This is a genomic window from Thalassotalea euphylliae, from assembly GCF_042682785.1.
In the GTDB taxonomy this organism is placed as follows: Bacteria; Pseudomonadota; Gammaproteobacteria; order Enterobacterales; family Alteromonadaceae; genus Thalassotalea_F; species Thalassotalea_F euphylliae.
Genome location: NZ_JBHUIB010000003.1, coordinates 672,145 through 694,413 on the forward strand (window position 1 = coordinate 672,145; position 22,269 = coordinate 694,413).

At 41.0% G+C, this 22,269-nt stretch carries 15 protein-coding genes; 7 read left to right on the forward strand and 8 right to left on the reverse strand.

What is annotated here, in order from left to right; genetic code table 11:
* Nucleotides 1-10 precede the first annotated feature (10 nt).
* A complete protein-coding gene (locus ACFSJY_RS10290; RefSeq protein WP_386033920.1) occupies nt 11-904 on the forward strand; it encodes a TolB-like translocation protein in 894 nt (297 codons plus the stop codon).
* A 98-nt stretch (nt 905-1,002) separates the two neighbouring features.
* Here ACFSJY_RS10290 and ACFSJY_RS10295 read toward each other — a convergent pair whose 3' ends face one another.
* The 3 genes from ACFSJY_RS10295 to ACFSJY_RS10305 form a co-directional block, all read right to left on the reverse strand.
* Nucleotides 1,003-1,905, reverse strand: a complete 903-nt coding sequence (locus tag ACFSJY_RS10295; protein ID WP_386033922.1) for a hypothetical protein — start codon at nt 1,903-1,905, stop codon at nt 1,003-1,005.
* Nucleotides 1,906-2,324: 419 nt separating this feature from the next.
* Complete coding sequence (locus tag ACFSJY_RS10300; protein WP_386033924.1) at nt 2,325-2,951, reverse strand: glutathione S-transferase family protein; 627 nt, start codon at nt 2,949-2,951, stop codon at nt 2,325-2,327.
* A 248-nt stretch (nt 2,952-3,199) separates the two neighbouring features.
* Nucleotides 3,200-4,807, reverse strand: a complete 1,608-nt coding sequence (locus tag ACFSJY_RS10305; protein WP_386033926.1) for a hypothetical protein — start codon at nt 4,805-4,807, stop codon at nt 3,200-3,202.
* Between the two features lie 184 nt (nt 4,808-4,991).
* Here ACFSJY_RS10305 and ACFSJY_RS10310 point away from each other — a divergent pair, with 184 nt between their 5' ends.
* Complete coding sequence (locus tag ACFSJY_RS10310; RefSeq protein WP_386033928.1) at nt 4,992-5,468, forward strand: low molecular weight protein-tyrosine-phosphatase; 477 nt, start codon at nt 4,992-4,994, stop codon at nt 5,466-5,468.
* 90 nt (nt 5,469-5,558) lie between these two features.
* Here the strand turns inward: ACFSJY_RS10310 and ACFSJY_RS10315 are convergent, their stop codons facing one another.
* Together ACFSJY_RS10315 and ppsR are read right to left on the reverse strand one after the other, a co-directional pair.
* On the reverse strand, nt 5,559-6,617 hold the full coding sequence (locus ACFSJY_RS10315; RefSeq protein WP_386033930.1) for a 3-deoxy-7-phosphoheptulonate synthase: 1,059 nt from the start codon (nt 6,615-6,617) through the stop codon (nt 5,559-5,561).
* A 97-nt stretch (nt 6,618-6,714) separates the two neighbouring features.
* On the reverse strand, nt 6,715-7,524 hold the full coding sequence (gene ppsR / locus ACFSJY_RS10320; RefSeq protein WP_386033932.1) for a posphoenolpyruvate synthetase regulatory kinase/phosphorylase PpsR: 810 nt from the start codon (nt 7,522-7,524) through the stop codon (nt 6,715-6,717).
* Nucleotides 7,525-7,707: 183 nt separating this feature from the next.
* Between ppsR and ppsA the strand changes: the two genes are divergently transcribed.
* The gene (ppsA, locus tag ACFSJY_RS10325; protein ID WP_386035012.1) at nt 7,708-10,086 is read left to right on the forward strand and encodes a phosphoenolpyruvate synthase; all 2,379 of its coding nucleotides are present in this window, start codon (nt 7,708-7,710) and stop codon (nt 10,084-10,086) included.
* Nucleotides 10,087-10,397: 311 nt separating this feature from the next.
* Complete coding sequence (gene ydiJ / locus ACFSJY_RS10330; protein ID WP_386033934.1) at nt 10,398-13,451, forward strand: D-2-hydroxyglutarate dehydrogenase YdiJ; 3,054 nt, start codon at nt 10,398-10,400, stop codon at nt 13,449-13,451.
* A gap of 135 nt (nt 13,452-13,586) precedes the next feature.
* Here the strand turns inward: ydiJ and ACFSJY_RS10335 are convergent, their stop codons facing one another.
* The 3 genes from ACFSJY_RS10335 to ACFSJY_RS10345 all read right to left on the reverse strand — a co-directional run bounded on the left by ACFSJY_RS10335 (nt 13,587) and on the right by ACFSJY_RS10345 (nt 16,770).
* On the reverse strand, nt 13,587-14,930 hold the full coding sequence (locus ACFSJY_RS10335; protein ID WP_386033936.1) for an alkaline phosphatase: 1,344 nt from the start codon (nt 14,928-14,930) through the stop codon (nt 13,587-13,589).
* 11 nt (nt 14,931-14,941) lie between these two features.
* Nucleotides 14,942-16,069: an endonuclease/exonuclease/phosphatase family protein gene (locus ACFSJY_RS10340; RefSeq protein ID WP_386033938.1), complete on the reverse strand. Its 1,128-nt coding sequence runs from the start codon at nt 16,067-16,069 to the stop codon at nt 14,942-14,944.
* Nucleotides 16,070-16,131: 62 nt separating this feature from the next.
* On the reverse strand, nt 16,132-16,770 hold the full coding sequence (locus ACFSJY_RS10345; protein ID WP_386033940.1) for a TetR family transcriptional regulator C-terminal domain-containing protein: 639 nt from the start codon (nt 16,768-16,770) through the stop codon (nt 16,132-16,134).
* 508 nt (nt 16,771-17,278) lie between these two features.
* On the opposite strand from ACFSJY_RS10345, the gene ACFSJY_RS10350 reads away from it, so the two are divergent.
* The 3 genes from ACFSJY_RS10350 (at nt 17,279) to deoA (ending at nt 22,254) form a co-directional block, all read left to right on the forward strand.
* Nucleotides 17,279-20,392, forward strand: coding sequence for a TonB-dependent receptor (locus tag ACFSJY_RS10350; RefSeq protein WP_386033942.1), 3,114 nt, complete (start codon nt 17,279-17,281; stop codon nt 20,390-20,392).
* A gap of 133 nt (nt 20,393-20,525) precedes the next feature.
* On the forward strand, nt 20,526-20,930 hold the full coding sequence (locus ACFSJY_RS10355; protein WP_386033944.1) for a cytidine deaminase: 405 nt from the start codon (nt 20,526-20,528) through the stop codon (nt 20,928-20,930).
* 10 nt (nt 20,931-20,940) lie between these two features.
* Nucleotides 20,941-22,254 (forward strand): thymidine phosphorylase, encoded by a 1,314-nt coding sequence (gene deoA / locus ACFSJY_RS10360; RefSeq protein WP_386033946.1) that lies wholly within the window; start codon nt 20,941-20,943, stop codon nt 22,252-22,254.
* Nucleotides 22,255-22,269 lie beyond the last annotated feature (15 nt).

Below are 22,269 nucleotides of genomic sequence, written 5' to 3' on the forward strand. Positions count from 1 at the left end.
GGGGAAAAATATGAAGCTAAGCGCGTTAGTGTTGGGAATGTTGATAGTAAGCAATGTAGCTTTAGCAGAAACCCCAGACTACCAAACAAAGCCACTTAGGTTATCAGGCCCTTATTTAGGGCAAAAACTTCCCGGTGATACGCCTGTTGTTTTCGCCCCAGGTTATGTATCAAGAGAACATAGAGACAATAGTGGTTTTTTTAGTCCTGATCTCAAGACATTTTACTTCACACGCAAATATAAAAACTCAGATAAATGGTCATTGGTTAGTTTCAAGGTGACCGAGAATATATGGCATGAGTCAGTTGTTATGGAACGAATAGGTCGGCCACTTATTTCACCAGATGGACAAACTATGCACCTGGGGAATAAATACATGACGTTAAATGGTGAGGCGGCAGAGCCTGAATGGTCGACAGTAAAAAGCTTAGGTAAAGACTTTGAACAATTTCGCGTAATGCGATTGACTTCATCACTTGACGGCCTGTACGTGCTAGATGAAGTGGGGCCGGGGGGCACTGGATTATTGCGTTACTCAGAGCTTGTCGATGGCAAAAGGCAAACGCCGAAACCATTTGGAAAAGAAATTAATACAGGTCAGTGGAATGCACACCCATTTCTAGCTGCGGATGGTTCTTACCTTATTTGGGATGGAGAACGCGAAAGCGGCCAAGGTGATGGGGATCTTTACATTAGTTTCCGCCTACCTAATGGTAAATGGTCTGAGGCACTGAATATGGGTGACTCTATAAATACAGAAGCCTCAGAAAGTGGCGCTTATGTAACACCGGATGGCAAGTATCTGTTCTTTAATCGCAATATGAACCACCCTCAAAACTACGATAATATTGATATCTTTTGGGTAAGCGCGAAAATCATTAACAAACTGCGCGAGAGCCTCTAATAATTTCAGTAGAATGCATAAGCACAATTGAAAAAACGTAAAAGCGGCTTATCTAAGCCGCTTTTACGAAGTTCGCAGATATTCAGTACATGAGATGTTTAGGATTTTGGCCTTAGTTCTTCAATGAAACCGGCGTCGACCCAGTATAAATCTACATTTGGTAACTCATTTTCGTTGCCGGCCTTAACCATCCTATTGAAGAAAAAATATTTGCCATCAGGGGACACGTGGCCTGCAGCATCCCACGTTGCTGAGTTTATTTTACTCCCTAAATTGATTGCTTCGCCCCACGAACCATCGTTTTGTCGATAGCTAATATAAAGATCAGAATCACCAAATCCTTCATCTTTTTTGGCGTCCCAAATTAAATACGACTCATCTGGTGCAATAAATGGATGATTCAAATAGGTACCGGTATTGATGTGTTTAGCCAACGGTTTTGGTGACTCAAATTTGCCGTTAATGTGGCGAGAATATCGTAGAGGAAAAGCATCGTTTTTTTCGTCATAAGTATCAAAATAGCGTGTTCCGTTAGAAGACGCAGTCATTCGCATAATGAGTTGATCGTTGAATGGTGCATCAAGCATTCTTACGTCTGACCAACCATCGTTGGTACGTTCTTTATAGCGTCTACCTAAGTGCATTGTTTTACCATCAGTTGTTATAAAGGGTTGTCCTGCGCGAGGGGATATGTCCGTTATTTTCCATTCGTCATCTATTAATCGATACGTGACAAATTCTTGAGACTTGTTGTCTTTTCCACCTCTAATGAAATAGAAAGAGGTCATATCTGGTGCAAACAAGCCAATATATTCGTAGCCTTGTGTTGATACAATTCCAGGCGCGAATGGTTCAGGGTTATCAGAAGGAGGTTCCTGGCCTAGGTATTTCCCTATCAGGGGAAAGTTGGAGTCTTTACTTAGGGCAGGTTGAGCAATTAGCAAGGTTGACAAAGGCGTCATCAATGCCATGAAGTAAATTAGCGGGTTGTTTGCTCTCATAATGTATCCTTGTTTCAAGTGCTTTTAAAAATGAACAAGGGGTAACTTATGATGCTTGGTAATCCTTTACCTGACGTTGAACTGATTTTTTTCTGATTTAACGCTGTTTCATTTAGTATGTTGATTCTTCTTGAGTGGAAACAGCTTAAACCAGAAACACGCTTCTAATGCTGCGCCAATAAGAACAAACAAAAATGTACTTGTTGTGCTGCCATAGCTATATGCTGTTATTGCAGCAACAAATAGAATGAACAAAATAATAATTCGATACAAATGTTTCAAGTACACCTCTAATTCATGGAACAGTTGGTACTATGGTAATTAATAAAAGCCGATAAAAATAGATACTTTCTGACAGCATATTAGATAAATATCTATTCTATATTCAGCTCTGTAATTGAGGTTATCGTTTTAATTGGCTAATCGTCTTCGAGTATTTGCTTGATGCGAGCGAACCACGCTGTCGTGTGTTTGTTTTCACTCGGCACGGTTTCTTTTACCCAGCCAGCAAACTTAATTACCGCGTATGCATCGATATCTGCTTGGGTAATACTGGAACCGACAATAAACTCTTTGCCTGCCAATGCTTGTTCAAGGTTTGTCCAAAAACCTTCTAAACGCATTTTTCCTCTAGCAATGAGTTCTGGCATTTGTTCGATGTCTATATTGCCTGGAAATGCTCGTCCGGCAAAAAATTCGCTCTTGTTTCTTAAAATTTCAGCAACCGCGGATAGCCCATCTACATAAATACGGTGCATCCAACCAATAACAATGGCCGCCTCTTCATCACTGTTGCCAAATAGGGGGTTAGCAGGATATTTTTTCTCTAAATAGCTACAAATGGCGATGGTATCGATTAAAGTACAATCATCATTTACATAAAGCGTAGGTACCGTTGCATTTGGATTGATTTTTAGAAAACCTTCATCAAATTGCGCCTTTTGGCCCAAATCAACTTCAACTGTTTCTATGTCTATACCTTTGTACTTTAGAAACAAACCCAATCGCTGAGGGTTTGGCGCAGGTGAATATGTATATAGCTTCATTGATGTTCCTTTTCTGCTTTATAAGTGATGCTGTTGTGATAGTTACACTATCAGTTATAAAGGCGAGATCAATGAAAACACGTATATCCTCTCTATAAAATGTGTGAATAAATTTAACTAATTAATGTACCTGTCGGTTTTAGCCAATGGCGTCAGCTACTGATCAACAATGTTTTTGGTTGAGCGAAGGACAATAAAAAAGAGCTATATAAAATAGCTCTTTTGTGTGTTCTAAGATACAGATGCGTTTAGCTTTTAGCTGCAGCCTCAAGTTCCGCAATTTTCGCTTCTAATTCCTTAACCTTAGCGTTTGCTCGATCAGCTGTGTTGGTCAAACGTTCAAATGTAGTGGTTTGATTGTGCTTCATAAATTCAATTTGTTCTCGTAATTTAATCCGCTCTTCTTTTGCTTCTTGGCCGCCAGATTGTGATTGCTGCAGTTGAGTTTCTAATTCACGCACTTTCATCATTGCTTGTTCTGATTTCGCGGTTAAACGCTCTACCGTGGCAATGTTATTGTTTTTCACAAAGTCCATTTGGCTAACCAGCTTAGCATTCTCAGCTTGCAATTCAGTTACGCGTAACTGTGCACTTTCCACCGTAGCAGCAGAGCTATCAAAGGCTGATTGCTTTTTAGCGAACTCGTCTTTGTCTGAAGCATGTTCAGCTTTGGCTTGCTCTAAACTTGACTCTAAAGACTGAATTTTTTCTGACGCTTCGCTTATAGAGTTTTGCAACTGACCAATAACATCACCAGAATTTGCAGATTCAGAGGTAATTTGTTCTATTCGTTTCTGTTGTTGCTCTGTTGTTTGGGTTAGTTGCTCTATATTTTTCGTCGATTGCGCTAGCTCATTTTTAAACGAATCTCGCTCTTGTTCGGCTTGTTCAAGATGCTGATTCAGTTCAGTGATCACGACATCAGAATCTTTTGTTGCGTTGGCTAACAGATCACTATGTCTAGACTTTATTGACGATAAGGTTTCTTCATGTTGAGCGGTTAATTGCTCTGTTTGCGCCTCGAATGATGTTCTTAACTCTGAAACTTCATTGGTGTGCTTAGTCACTAATGATTCAACTTTCTCATCATGTACGCTTTGAATGTCTGATAGCTCAGCACTTAGTTTATCTGCACGCTCAGACAGTGTATGTTTTGTGTCGGCTAATTCTTGCTCAAGCTTGGTTTGTATTTTTTCTACAGCTGCTTTCTTGTCTTGTTCAGCATTATCGCGTATTTGCGCTATTTCGCTTTTCGCGTGCTCTTTTGTCTCTTTGACTTCTTGTTTCAGCTGAGCAATAGAGTCATCTCTGTCTTTCGTAAAGCTGGCAAGCACTTCTGTATGCTCTTTAGCCTGCTGAGACATCGCTATTTCATGGGTTTCTTTTAGGTGTTGAACAGCAGATACGTGCTCAGTTTTTAACGTGGAAAGTGTTTCCTGATGCGTTGCTGAAAGCTGTGCAATGGCATCATCATGCTTTTGCGACGCGGACGCTAACTGTTGCTGTATGTCTGCAAACTGTTGTTCTAATGTTGTTAATTTCTGCTGAGATTGGCTAAGTTGTTCAGCTAGATAGGCTTCAACTTGCTGACCTTGCGTAATTTGAGAGTTGGCGCGCTCAACAGCGGAAGATACCGCCTGATTGATTTCATTATTTAGTAGGGTGATAACATGATCACTAACGCCAAGGTCTTTTGCATCTTGGCTCGCAGACTCTTCACGCCACTTATTGAATAGGTTTAATATTTGACCTTGGGGTGCATCGAAGTGAGACAACACCGAATTTAAAACACTTCCTTGATTTGTTTTGGAAACTTCATCACAAAAGCGTTTTACATCTTCGTATACTACTGACACCGTTTCTTCCCTCTAACATTTTGTCAAAATTATGACCGAATAGACGTTTTACCACAAAGAAACAATTGATTAAAAGCCCTACACAGTAATTTTTACAAAAATATGATGATTTAAGCTGATGGACGATATTAAATTTGTTGGGTAAGCTTAAACGCAAAATAACAACAATCAGGAAAATTAAGTCATGGATGCTCAATTACACAGTGTAAAGTCGATCCTCTTTGTTTGTATGGGCAATATTTGCCGCAGTCCTACTGCTGAAGCTGTTTTTCGAAAGAAAGCGCAAGAAAAAGGGGTGTCTTTAGAGATAGATTCTGCTGGCACAACGGGTGCACACGTGAGAGAAAAGCCTGACCATCGCTCGCAGAAAGCAGGGGCAGCTAGAGGTTATTCGTTTGACGGTATTAAATCTCGAAAGGTTACAGAGCGAGATTTTTCACATTTTGATTTGATCTTAGCGATGGATAACTACAATGTCTCTGAGTTAGAGAAAGTTGCGCCAGAAGAATACAAACATAAAATTGCATTGTTTTTAGATTTTGCTTCGAACTACGATGAAAAAGAGGTACCTGACCCCTATTACGGCGGCGCAGGCGGATTTAAATACGTTTTAGATCTTGTCGAAGATGCGAGTGATGGTTTGATTCAGAAACTTGTATAGTTGCGTATAAATCATTTAGATAAGAATTTTTCATTAGATACATTAAAAAGGCTGCATGATGCAGCCTTTTTTGTCGAACACCTATAGATATTAGGCGTTTTTGCGACGCTCTAATACCGCTGCAGCGAGTGTCGTCAGCATTTCTTCACTGGCGGTTAGGTCTACACAAGCATCAGTAATGCTTTGACCGTAGATTTCTGCCTTTCCGTTTACTACATCTTGTTTACCAGCAACAAGAAAGCTCTCTATCATAACGCCAAAGATTGCAGTAGAGCCGTTTGCGATTTGGTCTGCTAGTTCATCCGCCACAATAGGTTGTCTGTTGTGGTCTTTACTGCTGTTACCGTGGCTGCAATCTACCATTAGCGGTTTATTGATCCCACTATTAAATAAGGCCTCTTGCGCTGCATTTACGTGCTCAGCTTCGTAGTTAGGGCCTTTACCGCCTCGCAGTATGATGTGAGCATGAGGATTACCGTGTGTTTGGTAAATACACATTTGGCCTTTTTTATCAGGTGAATAAAGTACGTGAGGCACGCTTGATGCTTTTATTGCATCCACTGCAATTTTTACGTTTCCGTCAGTGCCATTTTTAAAGCCAACAGGACATGATAGTGCAGATGCAAGTTCACGATGAACTTGACTTTCAGTCGTTCGGGCACCAATTGCGCCCCAGCTGATAAGGTCAGAAATATACTGGCCAGTTACCATGTCGAGAAACTCTGTTCCAGCTGGCAAGCCAAGTTCATTAATCTGAACCAGAAGGTTTCTTGCTAGGTTCAAGCCTTTTGCTACTTTGAACGACTTATCTAAATCTGGGTCTGAAATGAGACCTTTCCAGCCTACCGTTGTACGAGGTTTCTCAAAATATACTCGCATGACAATAAGTAATTCATTTTTATACTTATCATGCATTTTTTTCAGTTTACTTGCGTAGTCTAATGCTGCTTCGGTGTCATGAATAGAACACGGGCCAATCACAACGAGAATACGATCATCTTTTTTGTTAATGATGTCTTCAATTTGATGGCGGCTATCAAGAATAAACTGCGCTGTGTTATCAGATAATGGGATTTGTTCAGCAAGTTCGGCAGGAGACGCTAAATTTTCAATTAGCGTCGTTCTAATTTCATCAGTTTTAATGGTCATTAATTAATGCAAATGTGAGCCCAAAACAGGGCACGAAACAATGGCGTTAACATAGCGAAAATAGCGGTGTTTGTGAACCGCTAATTAAGCAATTACTTTAATATTTGTAACGTTGTAGGCCCATTTCAGACAATATTTTCGCTGTAATTTCTTCAACAGAGAATTTTGTTGTATTAATGAAAGGAATTTTTTCTTTTTTATATAGCTTTTCTACTTCTCTTAATTCCATTCGACACTGCCTAGCAGATGAGTAACGACTATTGGCCATGCGATTGTCACGTATATCAATTAAGCGCTCTGCGTCTATGGTTAAACCAAAAATTTTCTTTTTATACGGTTTTAGGAAATCCGGTAGTTTTAGATCATCCATGTCATCGTCAGTAAATGGGTAGTTAGCCGCTTTCACACCGTACTGCAATGCAAGATATAAAGACGATGGTGTTTTACCTGAACGTGATACGCCAACTAAGATCACGTCTGCGTCAGCATAATTGGTTACATTAGAGCCATCATCGTTAGCTAAAGCGTAGTTTACGGCATCAATTCTATAGTCGTAGCTATTTTCATGAATGCTGTGTGTGCGATGTGCTTTTGGTTTGGCTTCGACACCCAAAACCTTTTGTACGGGTGATACAAAATGCTCCAGAAAGTTATAAATGACAGCATCGCAACTATCTATGATGCGTCTAATCTCTGGGTTCACGAAAGTATGAAAGACAAGTGGCTCTTCACCAGTGCGCTTTTTAGCGGCATTGATTTTAGCTTTTGCCTCTTCGGCCTTTTCAATGGTTTCAACGAAAGAAATAGTATGGTGCTCGAATTCCATTGGGAATAGAGAGAGTAGGGCGTGTCCAAACACTTCAGAGGTTATTGCTGTGCCGTCAGAGATATAAAAAGCTGCACGCATAAATGATCGTCCTTATGAAAACTTTCAAAATATGTTTTGGTATTTAGGTCGAGCAGTGTAGAATGACCGCGCTTGAAATGCCAACAACGTTTTAACAAGGTCTATACTCAAGTAACTTTATGGGTAAACGAAGTTAAAGTTACTTAACTATACACTTTAATGACTGATCTTGGAGATAATGTCGTGCAAGAAAACGTACTTTGGTATGAAGAGTTGGGGATGAATGATGTTGAGCGCGTTGGCGGTAAAAACGCGTCGCTCGGTGAAATGATTTCAAACCTAGCAAACGTGGGCGTACAAGTGCCTGGTGGCTTCGCTACTACAGCTTTTGCGTTTAATGAGTTCCTCGAACAAAGTGGTCTTAACGACAGAATATATCAATTACTTGATACCTTAGATGTTAGTGATGTTAACGCACTAGCTGAATGTGGCGCTAAAATCCGTCAGTGGATTATCGACACGCCTTTCCTTCCTCAAATGCAACAAGACATCGAGCAAGCATACGCTAGGCTTGCTGGTGAATTCACAGAAGACGCCTCTTTCGCAGTGCGTTCATCAGCAACTGCTGAAGATATGCCTGATGCTTCGTTTGCTGGTCAACAAGAGACCTTCTTAAACGTAAAAGGCTTAGATGCGGTTATGGTTGCTATTAAGCACGTATTTGCGTCGCTGTTTAACGACCGCGCTATTTCATACCGCGTACATCAAGGTTATGACCACCGAGGCGTTGCATTGTCTGCTGGTATTCAACGTATGGTGCGCAGTGATATCGCGTCAAGTGGTGTTATGTTCTCTATTGATACCGAATCTGGCTTTGAAGATGTCGTATTTATTACATCAAGTTTTGGTTTGGGTGAAATGGTTGTACAAGGTGCTGTGAACCCAGACGAGTTTTACGTACATAAGCCAACACTAGAGAAAGGTAATCCAGCTGTTGTTCGCCGTACCTTGGGTAGTAAAGCGATAAAAATGATATATGCAGATACGCAAGAACACGGTAAGCAAGTTGAAGTGGTAGATATTGAAGAGTCAATTTCAAACCAGTTCTCACTGTCTGACGACGAAGTGATGGAGCTTGCTAAACAGGCGGTCATTATTGAGAAGCATTACCAGCGACCTATGGACATTGAATGGGCAAAAGATGGCTTAGATGGCAAGTTGTACATCGTTCAAGCACGCCCAGAAACTGTACGTAGTCGTGAAAGCGGCAATGTAATGGAACAGTTTAAATTACAAGGCAGTGCGGACATTGTTATTGAAGGACGTGCTATTGGTCACAAGATTGGTAGCGGCACAGCGAAAGTGCTTTCGTCATTAGATGAAATGGATAAAATCCAGCCTGGTGATGTGCTCGTTACTGATATGACGGACCCTGATTGGGAACCAATTATGAAGCGTGCTTCTGCGATTGTTACTAACCGCGGTGGCCGTACATGTCATGCTGCCATTATTGCCCGTGAAATGGGTATTCCTGCAGTTGTAGGGTGTGGCAATGCGACCAGCAAAATTAATACAGGTGATGAAATTACCGTATCTTGTGCCGAGGGTGATACAGGCTTTATCTATCAGGGCTTGTTAGACTTTGAAGTGACAACATCTGAAATTGATCAAATGCCTGATTTACCGTTGAAAATAATGATGAATGTCGGTAATCCTGACCGTGCGTTTGCCTTCGCTCGTTTACCGCATGCAGGTATTGGCTTGGCGCGTCTAGAATTCATCATCAATAAAATGATTGGTGTTCACCCGAAAGCGCTACTCAATTACGATGCGCAAGATGCAGATCTAAAAGCAGAAATAGATGACATTATGGCAGGCTATGAGTCGCCTGTTGAATTCTACATTGCAAAGTTAACCGAGGGTATTTCGACACTAGCTGCTGCCTATGCGCCTGAGCGCGTGATTGTGCGTATGTCAGATTTCAAATCTAATGAATACGCTAATCTTGTTGGTGGCGACGAGTATGAGCCGGAAGAAGAAAACCCGATGATTGGTTACCGTGGTGCATCTCGCTATATTTCGGAAGATTTCCGCGAGTGTTTTGCATTGGAATGTGAAGCTATTAAACGTGTCCGTAATGACATGGGTTTAACAAATGTTGAAGTCATGATTCCTTTTGTACGTACGTTAGAAGAAGCTGCGCAAGTTATCGAAATCCTAGAAGCACATGGTCTGAAGCGTGGTGAAAACGGTCTTAAAATCATTATGATGTGTGAACTGCCGTCAAATGCGCTATTAGCTGATCAATTCCTTGATTACTTCGATGGTTTTTCAATCGGCTCTAATGATTTAACGCAATTAACACTTGGCTTAGACCGTGATTCTGGATTAATTGCTCATTTATTTGATGAACGTAATCCAGCGATTAAAGTGTTGTTAGAAATGGCTATCAAAGCGTGTAAAGCGCGCGGCAAGTACGTTGGTATTTGTGGTCAAGGGCCTAGCGACCATGCTGATTTCGCAGCGTGGTTAGTAGAACAAGGCATTGACAGCGTATCTCTAAACCCGGATACGGTGTTACCAACTTGGTTATATTTGGCTGAGCAATATCCAGCTTCATAGTTGATGTAAATAACGACGAGTAAAAAGCCCGCAGTTAGCGGGCTTTTCTATATGTAACGTGTTTTAATCCGATTCATTATTCCAAAACGTATTGATTAATTATTCACGTGGACATCCAATTGTCGCGTAAAATTGAATAGCCATGCTCTCTATATTAATAACCAGTTTTTATGCTCAAAAATAAGGCAAAAAGCTATCACTAGTTAGGCTAAAAAGTTCTTAATCTAATGTTGAGCTAGAGTAAACATTCAATAAAGGCGTGTTATACTGAATGCCCCATAAAGTATTGCTGACATTAGATTAAAGTAGTTATGTTACCTCGGTTAGATCCTGTTGAATTGATAAAACCTATTTATCAAGACTTTATTAACGCCTTAAAGCAAACCGCTTACTTAGGAGAGATAAACAGTCAATACAGTTCAAGGCTCGCGGTAGCGACTGACAATAGTGTTTATCAGCAATTACCTCAATTAGTACTTCACCCCCGTTCTAAACAAGACATTCAGTTAATTACTGAATTAGCGAATCAAGCAAGATTTAACGAAATAAAATTTAGTGCGCGTGGTGGTGGGACAGGGACTAATGGACAGAGTTTAACGCCTGGCATTGTGATTGATTTATCTAAATTCATGAATCGAATTTTAGAAATCAATGTAGAAGAAAATTGGGTGCGCGTTGAAGCAGGTGTCGTAAAAGATCAACTTAACGATTATTTACGCCCTCATGGCTTTTTCTTTTCGCCTGACTTATCCACGTCCAATAGGGCAACGATAGGTGGCATGGTAAATACTGATGCTTCGGGGCAAGGTTCTTTAGTCTATGGTAAAACCTCAGACCATGTACTTGGTTTGGAAACGGTGCTAGCCAATGGTACGTTATTAGCCACGTCGCCGATGTCCGTTTCAGATGCTGAAAAGCGAGCTGAGCAGGGCGATACCAAGGCTGAAGTTATTTCAACAGTGCTAAATACGTGTCGCGATAATCGTGAATTAATTCTGCGTAAGTTTCCGCGTTTAAATAGATTTTTAACCGGTTACGATTTGGAACATGTATTTAATGATGATTTGACTGAATTCGACCTTTCGAGGGTCATTACCGGTTCAGAGGGCTCGTTAGGTATTGTTTGTGAAGCAAAGCTTAATTTGACGCCAATTTCGAAAGCCAAAGCGTTGGTAAACATCAAGTATGACAGTTTTGATTCGGCGTTAAGGCACTCTCCCGATCTTGTTAAAGCAGAAGCGACCTCAGTTGAAACTATTGATAGCAAGGTATTAAATTTAGCCAAGCAGGATATTATTTGGCACACCGTCAGTGATTTAATCACTGACGTACCCGATGCCGTAATGGACGGCCTGAACATGGTCGAATACAACGATGTTTCTACTGATGCACTTGAACAGCGCATAGCAACACTTGAAGACATTTTGGCCCAAGACATTGCGGCCGATAAGGGTATTATTGGTTACCAAATTACTTATGACCTACCCAGCATTGGTAGGCTTTATGCGATGCGTAAGAAGGCGGTGGGCTTACTTGGCAACACCGAGGGCAATCAAAAGCCATTAGCCTTTGCTGAAGATACGGCAGTGCCACCGGAAAATTTAGCTGACTTTATCGTAGAGTTTCGAGAATTGCTCGATAGCCATAATTTACAATACGGTATGTTTGGCCATGTTGATGCTGGTGTGCTTCATGTAAGGCCTGCCCTTGATATGTGTGATCCTGAGCAAGAGAAATTACTGCGCGATATCTCTGACAAAGTCGTAGCATTAACGGCTAAATATGGTGGTTTAATGTGGGGTGAACATGGCAAAGGCTATCGTAGTGAATATGGACCGGAGTTTTTTGGCGAAACACTTTTCACTGAATTACGGCGTGTAAAAGCGGCGTTTGATCCGAAGAATAAAATGAATCCAGGCAAAATTTGTACGCCTTTGGATTCTAAAGAGAAACTTGTTTCAGTAGACGATGTAAAGCGAGGCTATTTTGATCGCCAAATATCAACGCCAGTAAAAACCTCTTTTGATTCAGTTTTGGGTTGTAACGGAAATGGCTTGTGTTTCAACTATGACGTTAATAGTCCAATGTGTCCTTCTTCAAAAGTAACTCGAGATCGACGCCACTCTCCAAAAGGTCGCGCTGGCTTGATGCGTGAATGGTTGAGGCTTGTCGAAAAGCAAGGCGTAGATATTCTCTCGCTTGAAAAAGACATTCAAGGTACATCTGTTAAACAGCTACTGAACAAAGTTTCGAATAAATTGTTGGGTGAGCCACAAGAAGATTTTTCTCATGAAGTAATGGACGCCATGCAAGGCTGTTTAGCGTGTAAAGCCTGTGCAAGCCAGTGTCCAATCAAGGTGGATGTGCCAGATTTTAGGGCGAGATTTATTAACTTATACCACAGCCGTTATTTCAGGCCGATGAAAGATCATCTGGTTGCCAATGTTGAAACCATGGCGCCGCTGATGGCGAAAATGCCTAAGGTCGTTAACGGCGTATTGAGCTCAGGGATTTATAAAAAGTTGTCTAAAACAGCGATTGGTTATGTTGATACACCATTATTGAGCTATCCCACGTTGAAGCAACGACTTGCCAATCGCGAGTTTACGCAATTTAATTTAGAACAATTGAAATTGCGCACGCAAGAAGAGCGCTCGAGAACTGTACTTATCGTTCAAGACCCGTTTACTTCCTTCTATGATGCAAAATCTGTCGAAGCAATGATGGTATTGGCTAAAAAGCTTGGCTTTGATCCGATTTTGTTGCCATTTAAGCCAAATGGTAAGCCGCAGCATGTGAAGGGCTTTTTGAGCCGTTTTGCAAAAACAGCAGCAAATACTGCAGCCTTCCTTAATGAACTACACACATTAGGTATCCCCATGATAGGAATGGACGCATCGCTTGCGCTTTGTTATCGCGATGAATATAAACAAATTTTAAACGGTGAGCGCGGGGAGTTCGAAGTGCTTTTAGCGCACGAATGGTTGTTGAGTGTTTATAAAAACACTGATAACCAAGCCTTAGATACAGCCGCCCAAACGAATTACCAGTTGTTTAGTCACTGTACTGAAAAAACCGCGTTACCAAAATCAGAAACACAATGGCAGGAAATTTTTCAGCATTATAATTTGTCGTTGGACAAAGTCAGTGTTGGATGTTGTGGTATGGCAGGTACTTATGGTCATGAAGCGTCTAACTTAGATAATTCAAAAAGCTTGTTTGAAATGAGTTGGCAGGGGAAACTCAACAATCTTGATGAAAGGCAAGTTGTTGTAACAGGTTTTTCATGCCGAAGTCAGGCAAAAAGGTTTGCTAAAGTTAGAGCCAGACATCCTGTGGAAGTGCTTGCTGAGGCACTTCAATAAAAGCTTGAAGTGTCCGAAACAGAATGTAAGGAATATAAGAATTCTTGCACGTTAATCGACCTGGGTGGGTCAGACAATAAAAAGGAGGCTGAAGCCTCCTTTTTATATTCCTAACGTAAGATAAACATCCATGTGTTATTGTTGAGTGCTGTCGATCAAATTAAAAATCTTTTTAGCGATGTCAGTATTATCCTGATTTCCAGCAAATACTGCTGCATGTTTGCCAAACGCAATGACAGGTACGTCTACAGCAGTGTGGCCACTAGTAGTCCAGCCTGTATATGTTCGGACATCAATGATTTCTTTGATCTCTTTTTCAATGGCACGTACCTTTTTCCACGATGCTAATTCACTATCCGCAAACACCTCATCTTGCTTTGAAAAAATGGCTTTTATTTCTTCTTCTGTTAATTCAAAGTTAAACAGTTCGTTCACCTTAGCTTTGCTTAGTTTTTCTTCGGATAACTGTTTCGCAATAAAGTTGGGAGAGTGTTTCATTCGATGGATAATTTCTGGTTTCCATAAATAGTCACCATTGACACCCAATGTCACGCCGCCGGTAGAGTGGTCGGCTGTTAAGATAACGGTGGTGTTTGGATTTTTAGCAACAAATTGCTCGAGTACCTGCATAGTTGCGTCTAAATCTGCCATCTCAAGTAAGGCAGCTGCAATATCATTACTGTGTCCAGCCCAGTCAACTTGGCTTGCTTCCACTAACATGAAAAACGGTTTGTCGTTATCAAGTAAGCGAAGCGCATGAGATGTCATATTGGCAAGACGGCCTTTTTCGTCATCCAGTGCCCATGGTAATCCTACATCGGCAAATAAGCCAAGTGCTGGCTTGCCAACACGAAGATTAGCAAGGTCGTCATATTTGTCGACATATTGAAAACCTTGTTGTTGAAGTTCTTCGACTAAATTTCGATCTTCTCGGATAAAATATTTCCAACCGCCGCCAAGCAATACATCAAACTTCACATTGTTGTTAATTTTTTCATCAACGTAACTGTTCGCAATGGCGTCGTAATTTTTTCGGCTTTCATTATGAGCGAGGTAAGAAGCAGGAGTTGCGTGATTAACCTGTGATGTCACCACCACTCCTGTTTTCATGTTTAATGTTTTAGCATGTTCGAGAACGGTTAATAAGGGCTTCTTATTAACGTCTACACCAATCGCACCATTATAACTTTTTACGCCAGTTGATAGTGCTGTAGCACTGGCTGCAGAATCGGTTACATAGCCTGACATTTTAGCAGGGTAAGTGCTTGATGTACCAACTAAATATTTATCAAAAATTGTAGTTTCGACTTTATTAGTTTCCGGGTTATCCTGAAAATACCTGTATGCGGTGGTATATGTTGGTCCCATGCCATCGGCAACCACCATAATGATGTTGTCCGCCCCGATATCTTGATTAGTGGTTGCGTATGCCGAAGAAATAGAAACGCTTAGACACAAAGTCGTTAGTAATTTACGCATGAATTATCCAGTTATTTAATTTTTAGGTCGACCCACACTAAACGGTGGTCTGATGATGCACTTCTGTCAGAGACAAGGCGATACATAGGTGATGTTTGCTCTGGCCAGAAAACACCGCTATCAACAACATCCCAACCTTGGTTAGATGGCAGCACGTAATCTGCGCGCATACCCCAGTATGCGGTGTGATGTTTGCCGTTTGGGTTGTCAGAGCGATGTTTCTCGCCACCTTGGCTAGCAGGTTTTGGATCATTGATATTACTATGTGACAGCAATGTACCAATACCCGACATAACAGCGTCGCCATCTGTCGTTGAAGCATTTAAATCGCCTAAAATAACGAAACGACTATACTGCGCTATGCCACCTTTATGACCAGTATCGTCATAAATATAACTTGCTTTCTCAGGTGTTATGTAATCTGTCCAGAAACGAATTTCATCGTGATTTCTTTTACCGTTTCTATCTTCTGGGCCATCAAACACCGGTGGTGTTGGGTGGCTGGCTAACACTCTTACCGATTTCCCATTAACAAGAACCGGTATATCCCAATGAGATTTAGAGGAGAGTCGGAAATGAGAAAGAATCTCTTCATTGTAGTAAGGTTGTTTGGTGTCAGGGTTTATTGGCAACATTGCTTGCGGCATATCTTGCCATTTAAACTGCTGAAACGTTCTTATGTCATTTTGGTCGATTGGAAATTTTGACAATAATGCCATTCCAAAATGGCCGGGGAAGTGCCCATATCCATAAGTGTCTTGTGGCTGAGTAATTTCACCGTCGTCGTTGATGTCTATTGGGAATTTAACGCCAGTGTTTACGGGGCCTTGAAAATAATAAGGGTAATCAACGGCATTTTGTTTATGCTGACTTTCGTTAAGATAACGTTTGATGAATTGTTTCAGTGCTATTCCATTATTATCAGTTCTATCAAATTCATTGATAAGCAGAATGTCAGGGTTTACACGTTGAATAATCTCAGCAATGTTTTTTATTTGCTGGTGATTATTTGCCAAAGACTCACCGAGTTCTTTGCCTGTAGGCTTTTGTGATTCTCGTTGACCTTTTGGTAAATAGTTCAAGGCTTCCATGCTGACATTAAATGTAGCGATTCGAATTGTTTTCGTTTCTTCGCTCATTGCTACTCCTGAAATTGCCTGAGATAGCAAAGCCGCTGTCACAGAAGCGTAATATTTATTCATTATTTCGTTATTCCACAGCCTCGAAGGATGACATCAGTTAAAAACCTTGTGACTTGCTCTTGGTCTTCTTCTTCATAATCTGCTCGGTTCATCACAGTAAGGATTTGTGTTTCAAAATCTGCGTAATGTTGTGTAGAAGACCAAATAAGAAAAATTAAATTGTATGGGTCAACGTCCGCCATTTCGCCATTATCAATCCAAGTTTGGAATAAGGCTGCTTTTTCTCGAACCCATTTGCGCAAATAGGTGCGTGCAAACTCTTTTAAATGTTGCGCCCCTTGGATAATTTCCATGGCATAGATTTTAGAAGAACTAGGGTGTTCGAATGACATTTTTACTTTCGAAGCAATAAACTTTTCTATTGCTGCCTTAGGTCCGTCGGAAGGATCTATATCACCTATGCCTTGGTCCCACATATCTAGTGTTTGCTCTAATACAGCGTGATAAATGTTTTCTTTGTTTTTGAAGTAATAAAGGATGTTTGCTTTAGGCAATCCAGCTCTGTCGGCTATAGATTGGACAGTGGCGCCTTTGTATCCTTGTAGAATGAATTCTTCTTGTGCAGCAGCTAAGATTTTCGCCTCACTTTGGATGCGAATCTTTCCTTGTTTCGGTTCTTTTTTTTCTTCTTCTTTCATCAAACTCTGACCAATAAAATCCCTGTTCTAGGGTAAAAACTGTAACGGCTAAAGTGTACAACAGATTATTACTAGAAAATAGTGTTTAACCAGTTAGTCAACACAAGCGTTCGTTTATATAAAATTAGTGTTAAACAAATAAGACATAAGTTGTTTTTATAACTAAAGTCTTCGTATTAAAAAAACAATATTTGAATAAATAATATAAATATATCCACCTGGTAAGTTTTTGCTTCTGCTATAAAAGCGTAGCAAATACAGACGGATAGAGATGTGGTGCGGTTAAATTTATATTGCGATGTTTTGACGGGGAACTACGAAAAATAGAGTAATTATTCAGTGATTAAAAATAATTCATCTATTGATTTAAATTAATACCTGACCAAATAGACAAAGTGTAATGATTTTGTCATTTTTTTCTGCTTTAATATACGCCGTAACAAAAACGTCACAAGTGTTTCGTTGTGTAAACACGAAATATAAAAATTAAAAACCAAGGAAAAGTAAGATGAATAGTCATCGTCTCTCACAAATCGCTGGTGCTGTTGTAGTAGCGCTTGGCCTATCAGGTCCAGTAATGGCAAATACCATTACGTCTGGTGTTAAAGGTCAAATCGTTGATACAAATGGCGCGCCTGTAACTGACACTACTATTACAATTACTCACGTACCATCAGGTACAAGTAAATCAGTTACGGTTAACCAAGCTGGTAACTTCTCAACAAAAGGTCTACGTGTTGGTGGTCCATACTCAATTGTAGTGGACTCTCAATCATTAGAAGACCAAGTAATCAATGATGTTTACTTGTCAGTTGGTGAAGCTTACCCGTTAAACCTTACGCTTAACGAGATTCAAGATGTTGAACGTATCGAAGTTACAGGTCGTGTTATCAGTGCAAATGCTGGTGGTACAGGCCCTGCGACTCACTTCGGTATCGAAGAACTAGAAAACTTACCTGCTATCAACCGTGATATCAAAGATATTGTTCGTGTTGATCCTCGTATTTACATTGACGAAACTAGCTCTGATTCAATTCAGTGTGGTGGTGCTCACCCTCGCTTTAACTCGTTAACACTTGACGGCGTTCGTATGAATGACCGTTTTGGCCTTAATAGTAATGGTTACCCAACAGAGCGTATTCCATTCTCTTACGATGCCATTGAACAAGTAGCTGTAGAATTAGCACCTTACGACGTTAACTACGGTGGTTTCACAGCGTGTAACATCAACGCTGTATCAAAGTCTGGTACTAACGAAGTAACTGGTGGTTTCTTCTACGATTACACGTCTGATTCACTTAAAGGTGACAAGATTGAAGGCGAAAAAGTAGATAATGGAGACTACACAGAAGAACGTTACGGCTTCAATGTTGGTCTTCCTCTTATAGAAGACAAGCTATTCTTATTCGTTGCTTATGAAGAGCTAGAAGGTGCAGAATTATTCACTTACCCTGGTTTGGGCGATGATGTAACAGCAGCAGATGTTGAGCGCGTTCGTGCGATTGCTAGTAACCTATACAACTACGACATCGGCGGTAACCCAGCAAGTATGCCGGTTGAAGATGAAAAGCTACTAGTTAAAGTTGACTGGAACATTAACGAAGATCACCGTGCAGCATTCGTATACAACTACAATGATGGTTTCTCACTTAGTCAGTCGGATTCAAGCGACATCACATTTGATAGCCATTTCTATGAGCGTGGTGCTGAGTTCACTTCAATTGTAGGTTCATTATACTCATCCTGGTCTGATAACTTCGAGACTGAAATTCGTGTTGAGTCTTCAGAGTTAGATAACCGTCAAATTTCATTAGACGCTGACAGCAGCTTCGCTGAAGTTCAGATTGACGTAAACAACTCAACGTTATTCATCGGTCCAGATGATTCTCGCCAATCAAATAAGCTTGATTGGGAAAATTTATCATTCAAAGTCTCTGGTACTTATTACCTTGATGAGCATGAAATTACTGCCGGCTTCGAATATGAAGACTTAGAAGTATTCAACTTATTTATGCAGCACACACAAGGTGAATACCGTTTCGATAGCATCGAAGATTTTGAAGCAGGTACGCCAGCTCGTATTTACTACAACAACTCTGCGGGTACTAACAACCCTAACGATGTAGCAGCAACTTTCTCTTACCAGCAAAACACCTTCTACGTACAAGACGTTTGGAGCCTTGATGAGTACGACTTAACGTTAACTTACGGTCTACGTTACGACTGGTACACAAGTGATGACAAGCCTCGTTACAATGCTAAGTTTGAAGAGCGTTACGGTTATGCAAACAACAATAACTTCGACGGTATTGACTTACTTCAACCACGTTTCGGCTTCAACTGGATTGCAGATGATCAATTAGAAATCCGTGGTGGTTTCGGTCTATTCTCTGGTGGTAACCCGAACGTATGGATTTCAAACAGCTACTCAAATGATGGTCTGGTACAAATCGGTCTTCAAGATCGCTCTCGTGAATCTTTATTTGATAAGCCATTAACTGGTGAAGGTCGTCCAATTTACGACATTCCACAAGCATTGTACGATGAAATTGCTTCAATTCCAGAAGAGTCAGGTGACGGTTCTGTAAATGCAATTGACCCTGATTTCGAAATTCCTTCAGAGTGGAAGTACTCATTAGGTGCGACATTCATCACTGAAGATGAGTACATCATTAACGCTGACTTCATCTATACACAAAAGAAAGACCAAGCAATCATCAACAACATTGGTTATGACTACCGTGCAGATGGTGCGGTAGCGCCAGACGGTCGTCCTTTATATGAGCAAGTTGTTGACGGTCGTTTTTCTGACTTCTTATTAACGAATGTTGATGGCGATGACGGTACGTCGCAAGTATTCTCATTCAGTGTTGCTAAGAGCTATGACTTTGGTTTAGATGCGTCAATCGGTTATGCATACACTGATTCAGAAGACGTAAGTCCAATGACTAGTTCTGTAGCGGGTTCGAACTACTCTTTCTTCGCTCGTACAGATCCTAACAATCCAGGTGTTTCGACATCAGATTATGAAATTCCACACCGCTTTACATTGAACTTGAGCTATGGTCATGACTTCTTTGATGGTTACACGACTCGTTTCTCATTGTTCGCTACACGTAGTGAAGGTAAGCGTGTTTCATACACATTCCACCGCTCAGATTCACAATTTGGTGATTCAAACTGGTCTAACAGTAGTCAGTTAATGTATGTACCGACAGTGAACGATCCGTTAGTGACATACGCTGATGGTTTTGACGTTGATGGTTTCCACCAATGGATTGATGATGCTGGTTTAGGTAAGTACCGTGGTGGTATTGCACCTCGTAACCAATTAGACGCGGGTTGGTGGACAAAAGTTGACCTTAAAATCAGCCAAGATCTTCCTGGTCTAGTTGAAGGTCACAAAGGTAAAGTATTCTTCGTAATCGAAAATATCGGTAACATGATTAACGATGATTGGGGTGTATTGAAGCAATATAACTTCAACACGCAATCTGTTGTTAGCGCAGAAATCGATGCGGCTACGAACACATACATTTACGACGGTTTCCGTGACCCAGAAGCAACTACGCAACCTGTATCAACTTGGGAAATGCGTTTAGGTGTAGAATACAAGTTCTAATTGAACCTATTGCTTAAAAGAAAAACCGCACAACTTTGTGCGGTTTTTTTATTTTTACGCTAGTAATTACCTAAGCTGTGCATTAATATTTATATGTTGACCAAATGGTCAGGATGTTAGGGTGATTACAAAAATGAAAAAATCTAACTGGGGCGAATTAAAAGATAGAGCAAAGCTAGGTTACGACAACGCCTATGCTCCATATAGCCAATTTAAAGTAGGTGCAGCGTTGCAAGTAGGGAATGGCAGCGTCTACCACGGTTGCAACGTTGAAAACGCCTCGTACGGATTAACTGTGTGTGCGGAGCGTAATGCTATTGCGCAGGCAGTTATCGACGGTCAACAAGACATAACTGCACTGGTCGTTTACACCGAACAGGATAAACTGACGCCGCCTTGTGGCGCATGTCGTCAAGTTATCGTGGAGTTTATGGAACAAGACGCGACAGTAAAAGCAGTAAATCATAAAGGTGAAGAAATCTCTTGGCAGGTTAAGGACCTGTTGCCCAATGCTTTTACTCCTAAAGATCTCAAATAAAGGAACATAGATGATGTTACCGCAGGAAATTATTCGAATTAAGCGCAATGGTAAAGCACTTAGCGGCGATCAAATTAGACAGTTTGTTGAAGGGATCACGACAGGCGGATTTAATGATGCGCAAGTGGGCTCAATGGCGATGGCAATCTATCAACAGGGGATGAACACAGACGAGATAGTAGCATTTACGCAAGCCATGATGCATTCAGGTACAGTGTTGTCCTGGCCTGAATTAGACAAACCTGTTGTTGATAAACACTCGACTGGCGGTGTAGGTGATAAAGTCAGCTTTATGCTAGCTGCTATTGTAGCCAGTTGTGGCGTCTATGTGCCGATGATTGCAGGCCGTGGCCTTGGCCATACAGGTGGCACTGTAGATAAGCTTGAAGCGATAAATGGTTTTAATACCCAGCCTAGCATTCCACAGTTTAAGAAAATGGTGAAAGAATTAGGAATGGCAATTATTGGCCAAACATCTGACCTAGCACCAGCAGATAAGCGCTTGTACGGTGTTCGCGATATTACTGCAACGGTAGAGTCTATTCCACTTATTACCGCTTCTATTCTATCTAAAAAGTTAGCGTCGGGCCTGGATGCATTAGTTATGGATGTAAAAGTTGGTAACGGTGCCATGATGAACAATATCGAGGATGCAAAAGCACTGGCTCAAAGTATTGCCAACGTTGCTAACGGTGCAGGCGTGAAAACTGAAGCCATTATTACTGATATGAACCAAGTGTTAGGTGATAGCGCTGGTAATGCCTTGGAAATTATAGAAACGGTTGACTATTTGACTGGCAAATATCGCGAGCCACGTTTGCATGCTGTTACCGTTCGTTTAGCACAAAGTATGCTAGTAAATACTGGTGTAGCTAAGGACAATGATGAAGCTTTAGCTAAAATTAATCAGGCTTTAGACAGCGGTGCTGCGGCAGAATTATTTAGTAAGATGATTCATATCATGGGGGGGCCTTCTAATATACTGAACTCACCATGGGATGTAATGGAAAAGGCCAACACGGTTCAAGATATTGTTGCTCCGCATGATGGATATATCTCGAGCATGGATACGCGTGCTATTGGAATGACGATTGTATCTATGGGAGGAGGCCGTTCTGGTTCAGGCCAAGATATCGATCATAGTGTTGGTTTGGATGCTGTTAAGCCAGTTGGCACTCAAGTCTCTAAAGGCGATGTCATTGCACGCATACATGCGTCTAGCGCTGAACAGGCAAAAGAGGGTACTAATGGTTATATAAGTGCACTCAAATTTTCAGAAAAAGCGCCTGAAACTGTTCCTGAAATATATGATGTCATCAAATAGGGCCACTAAAGATCG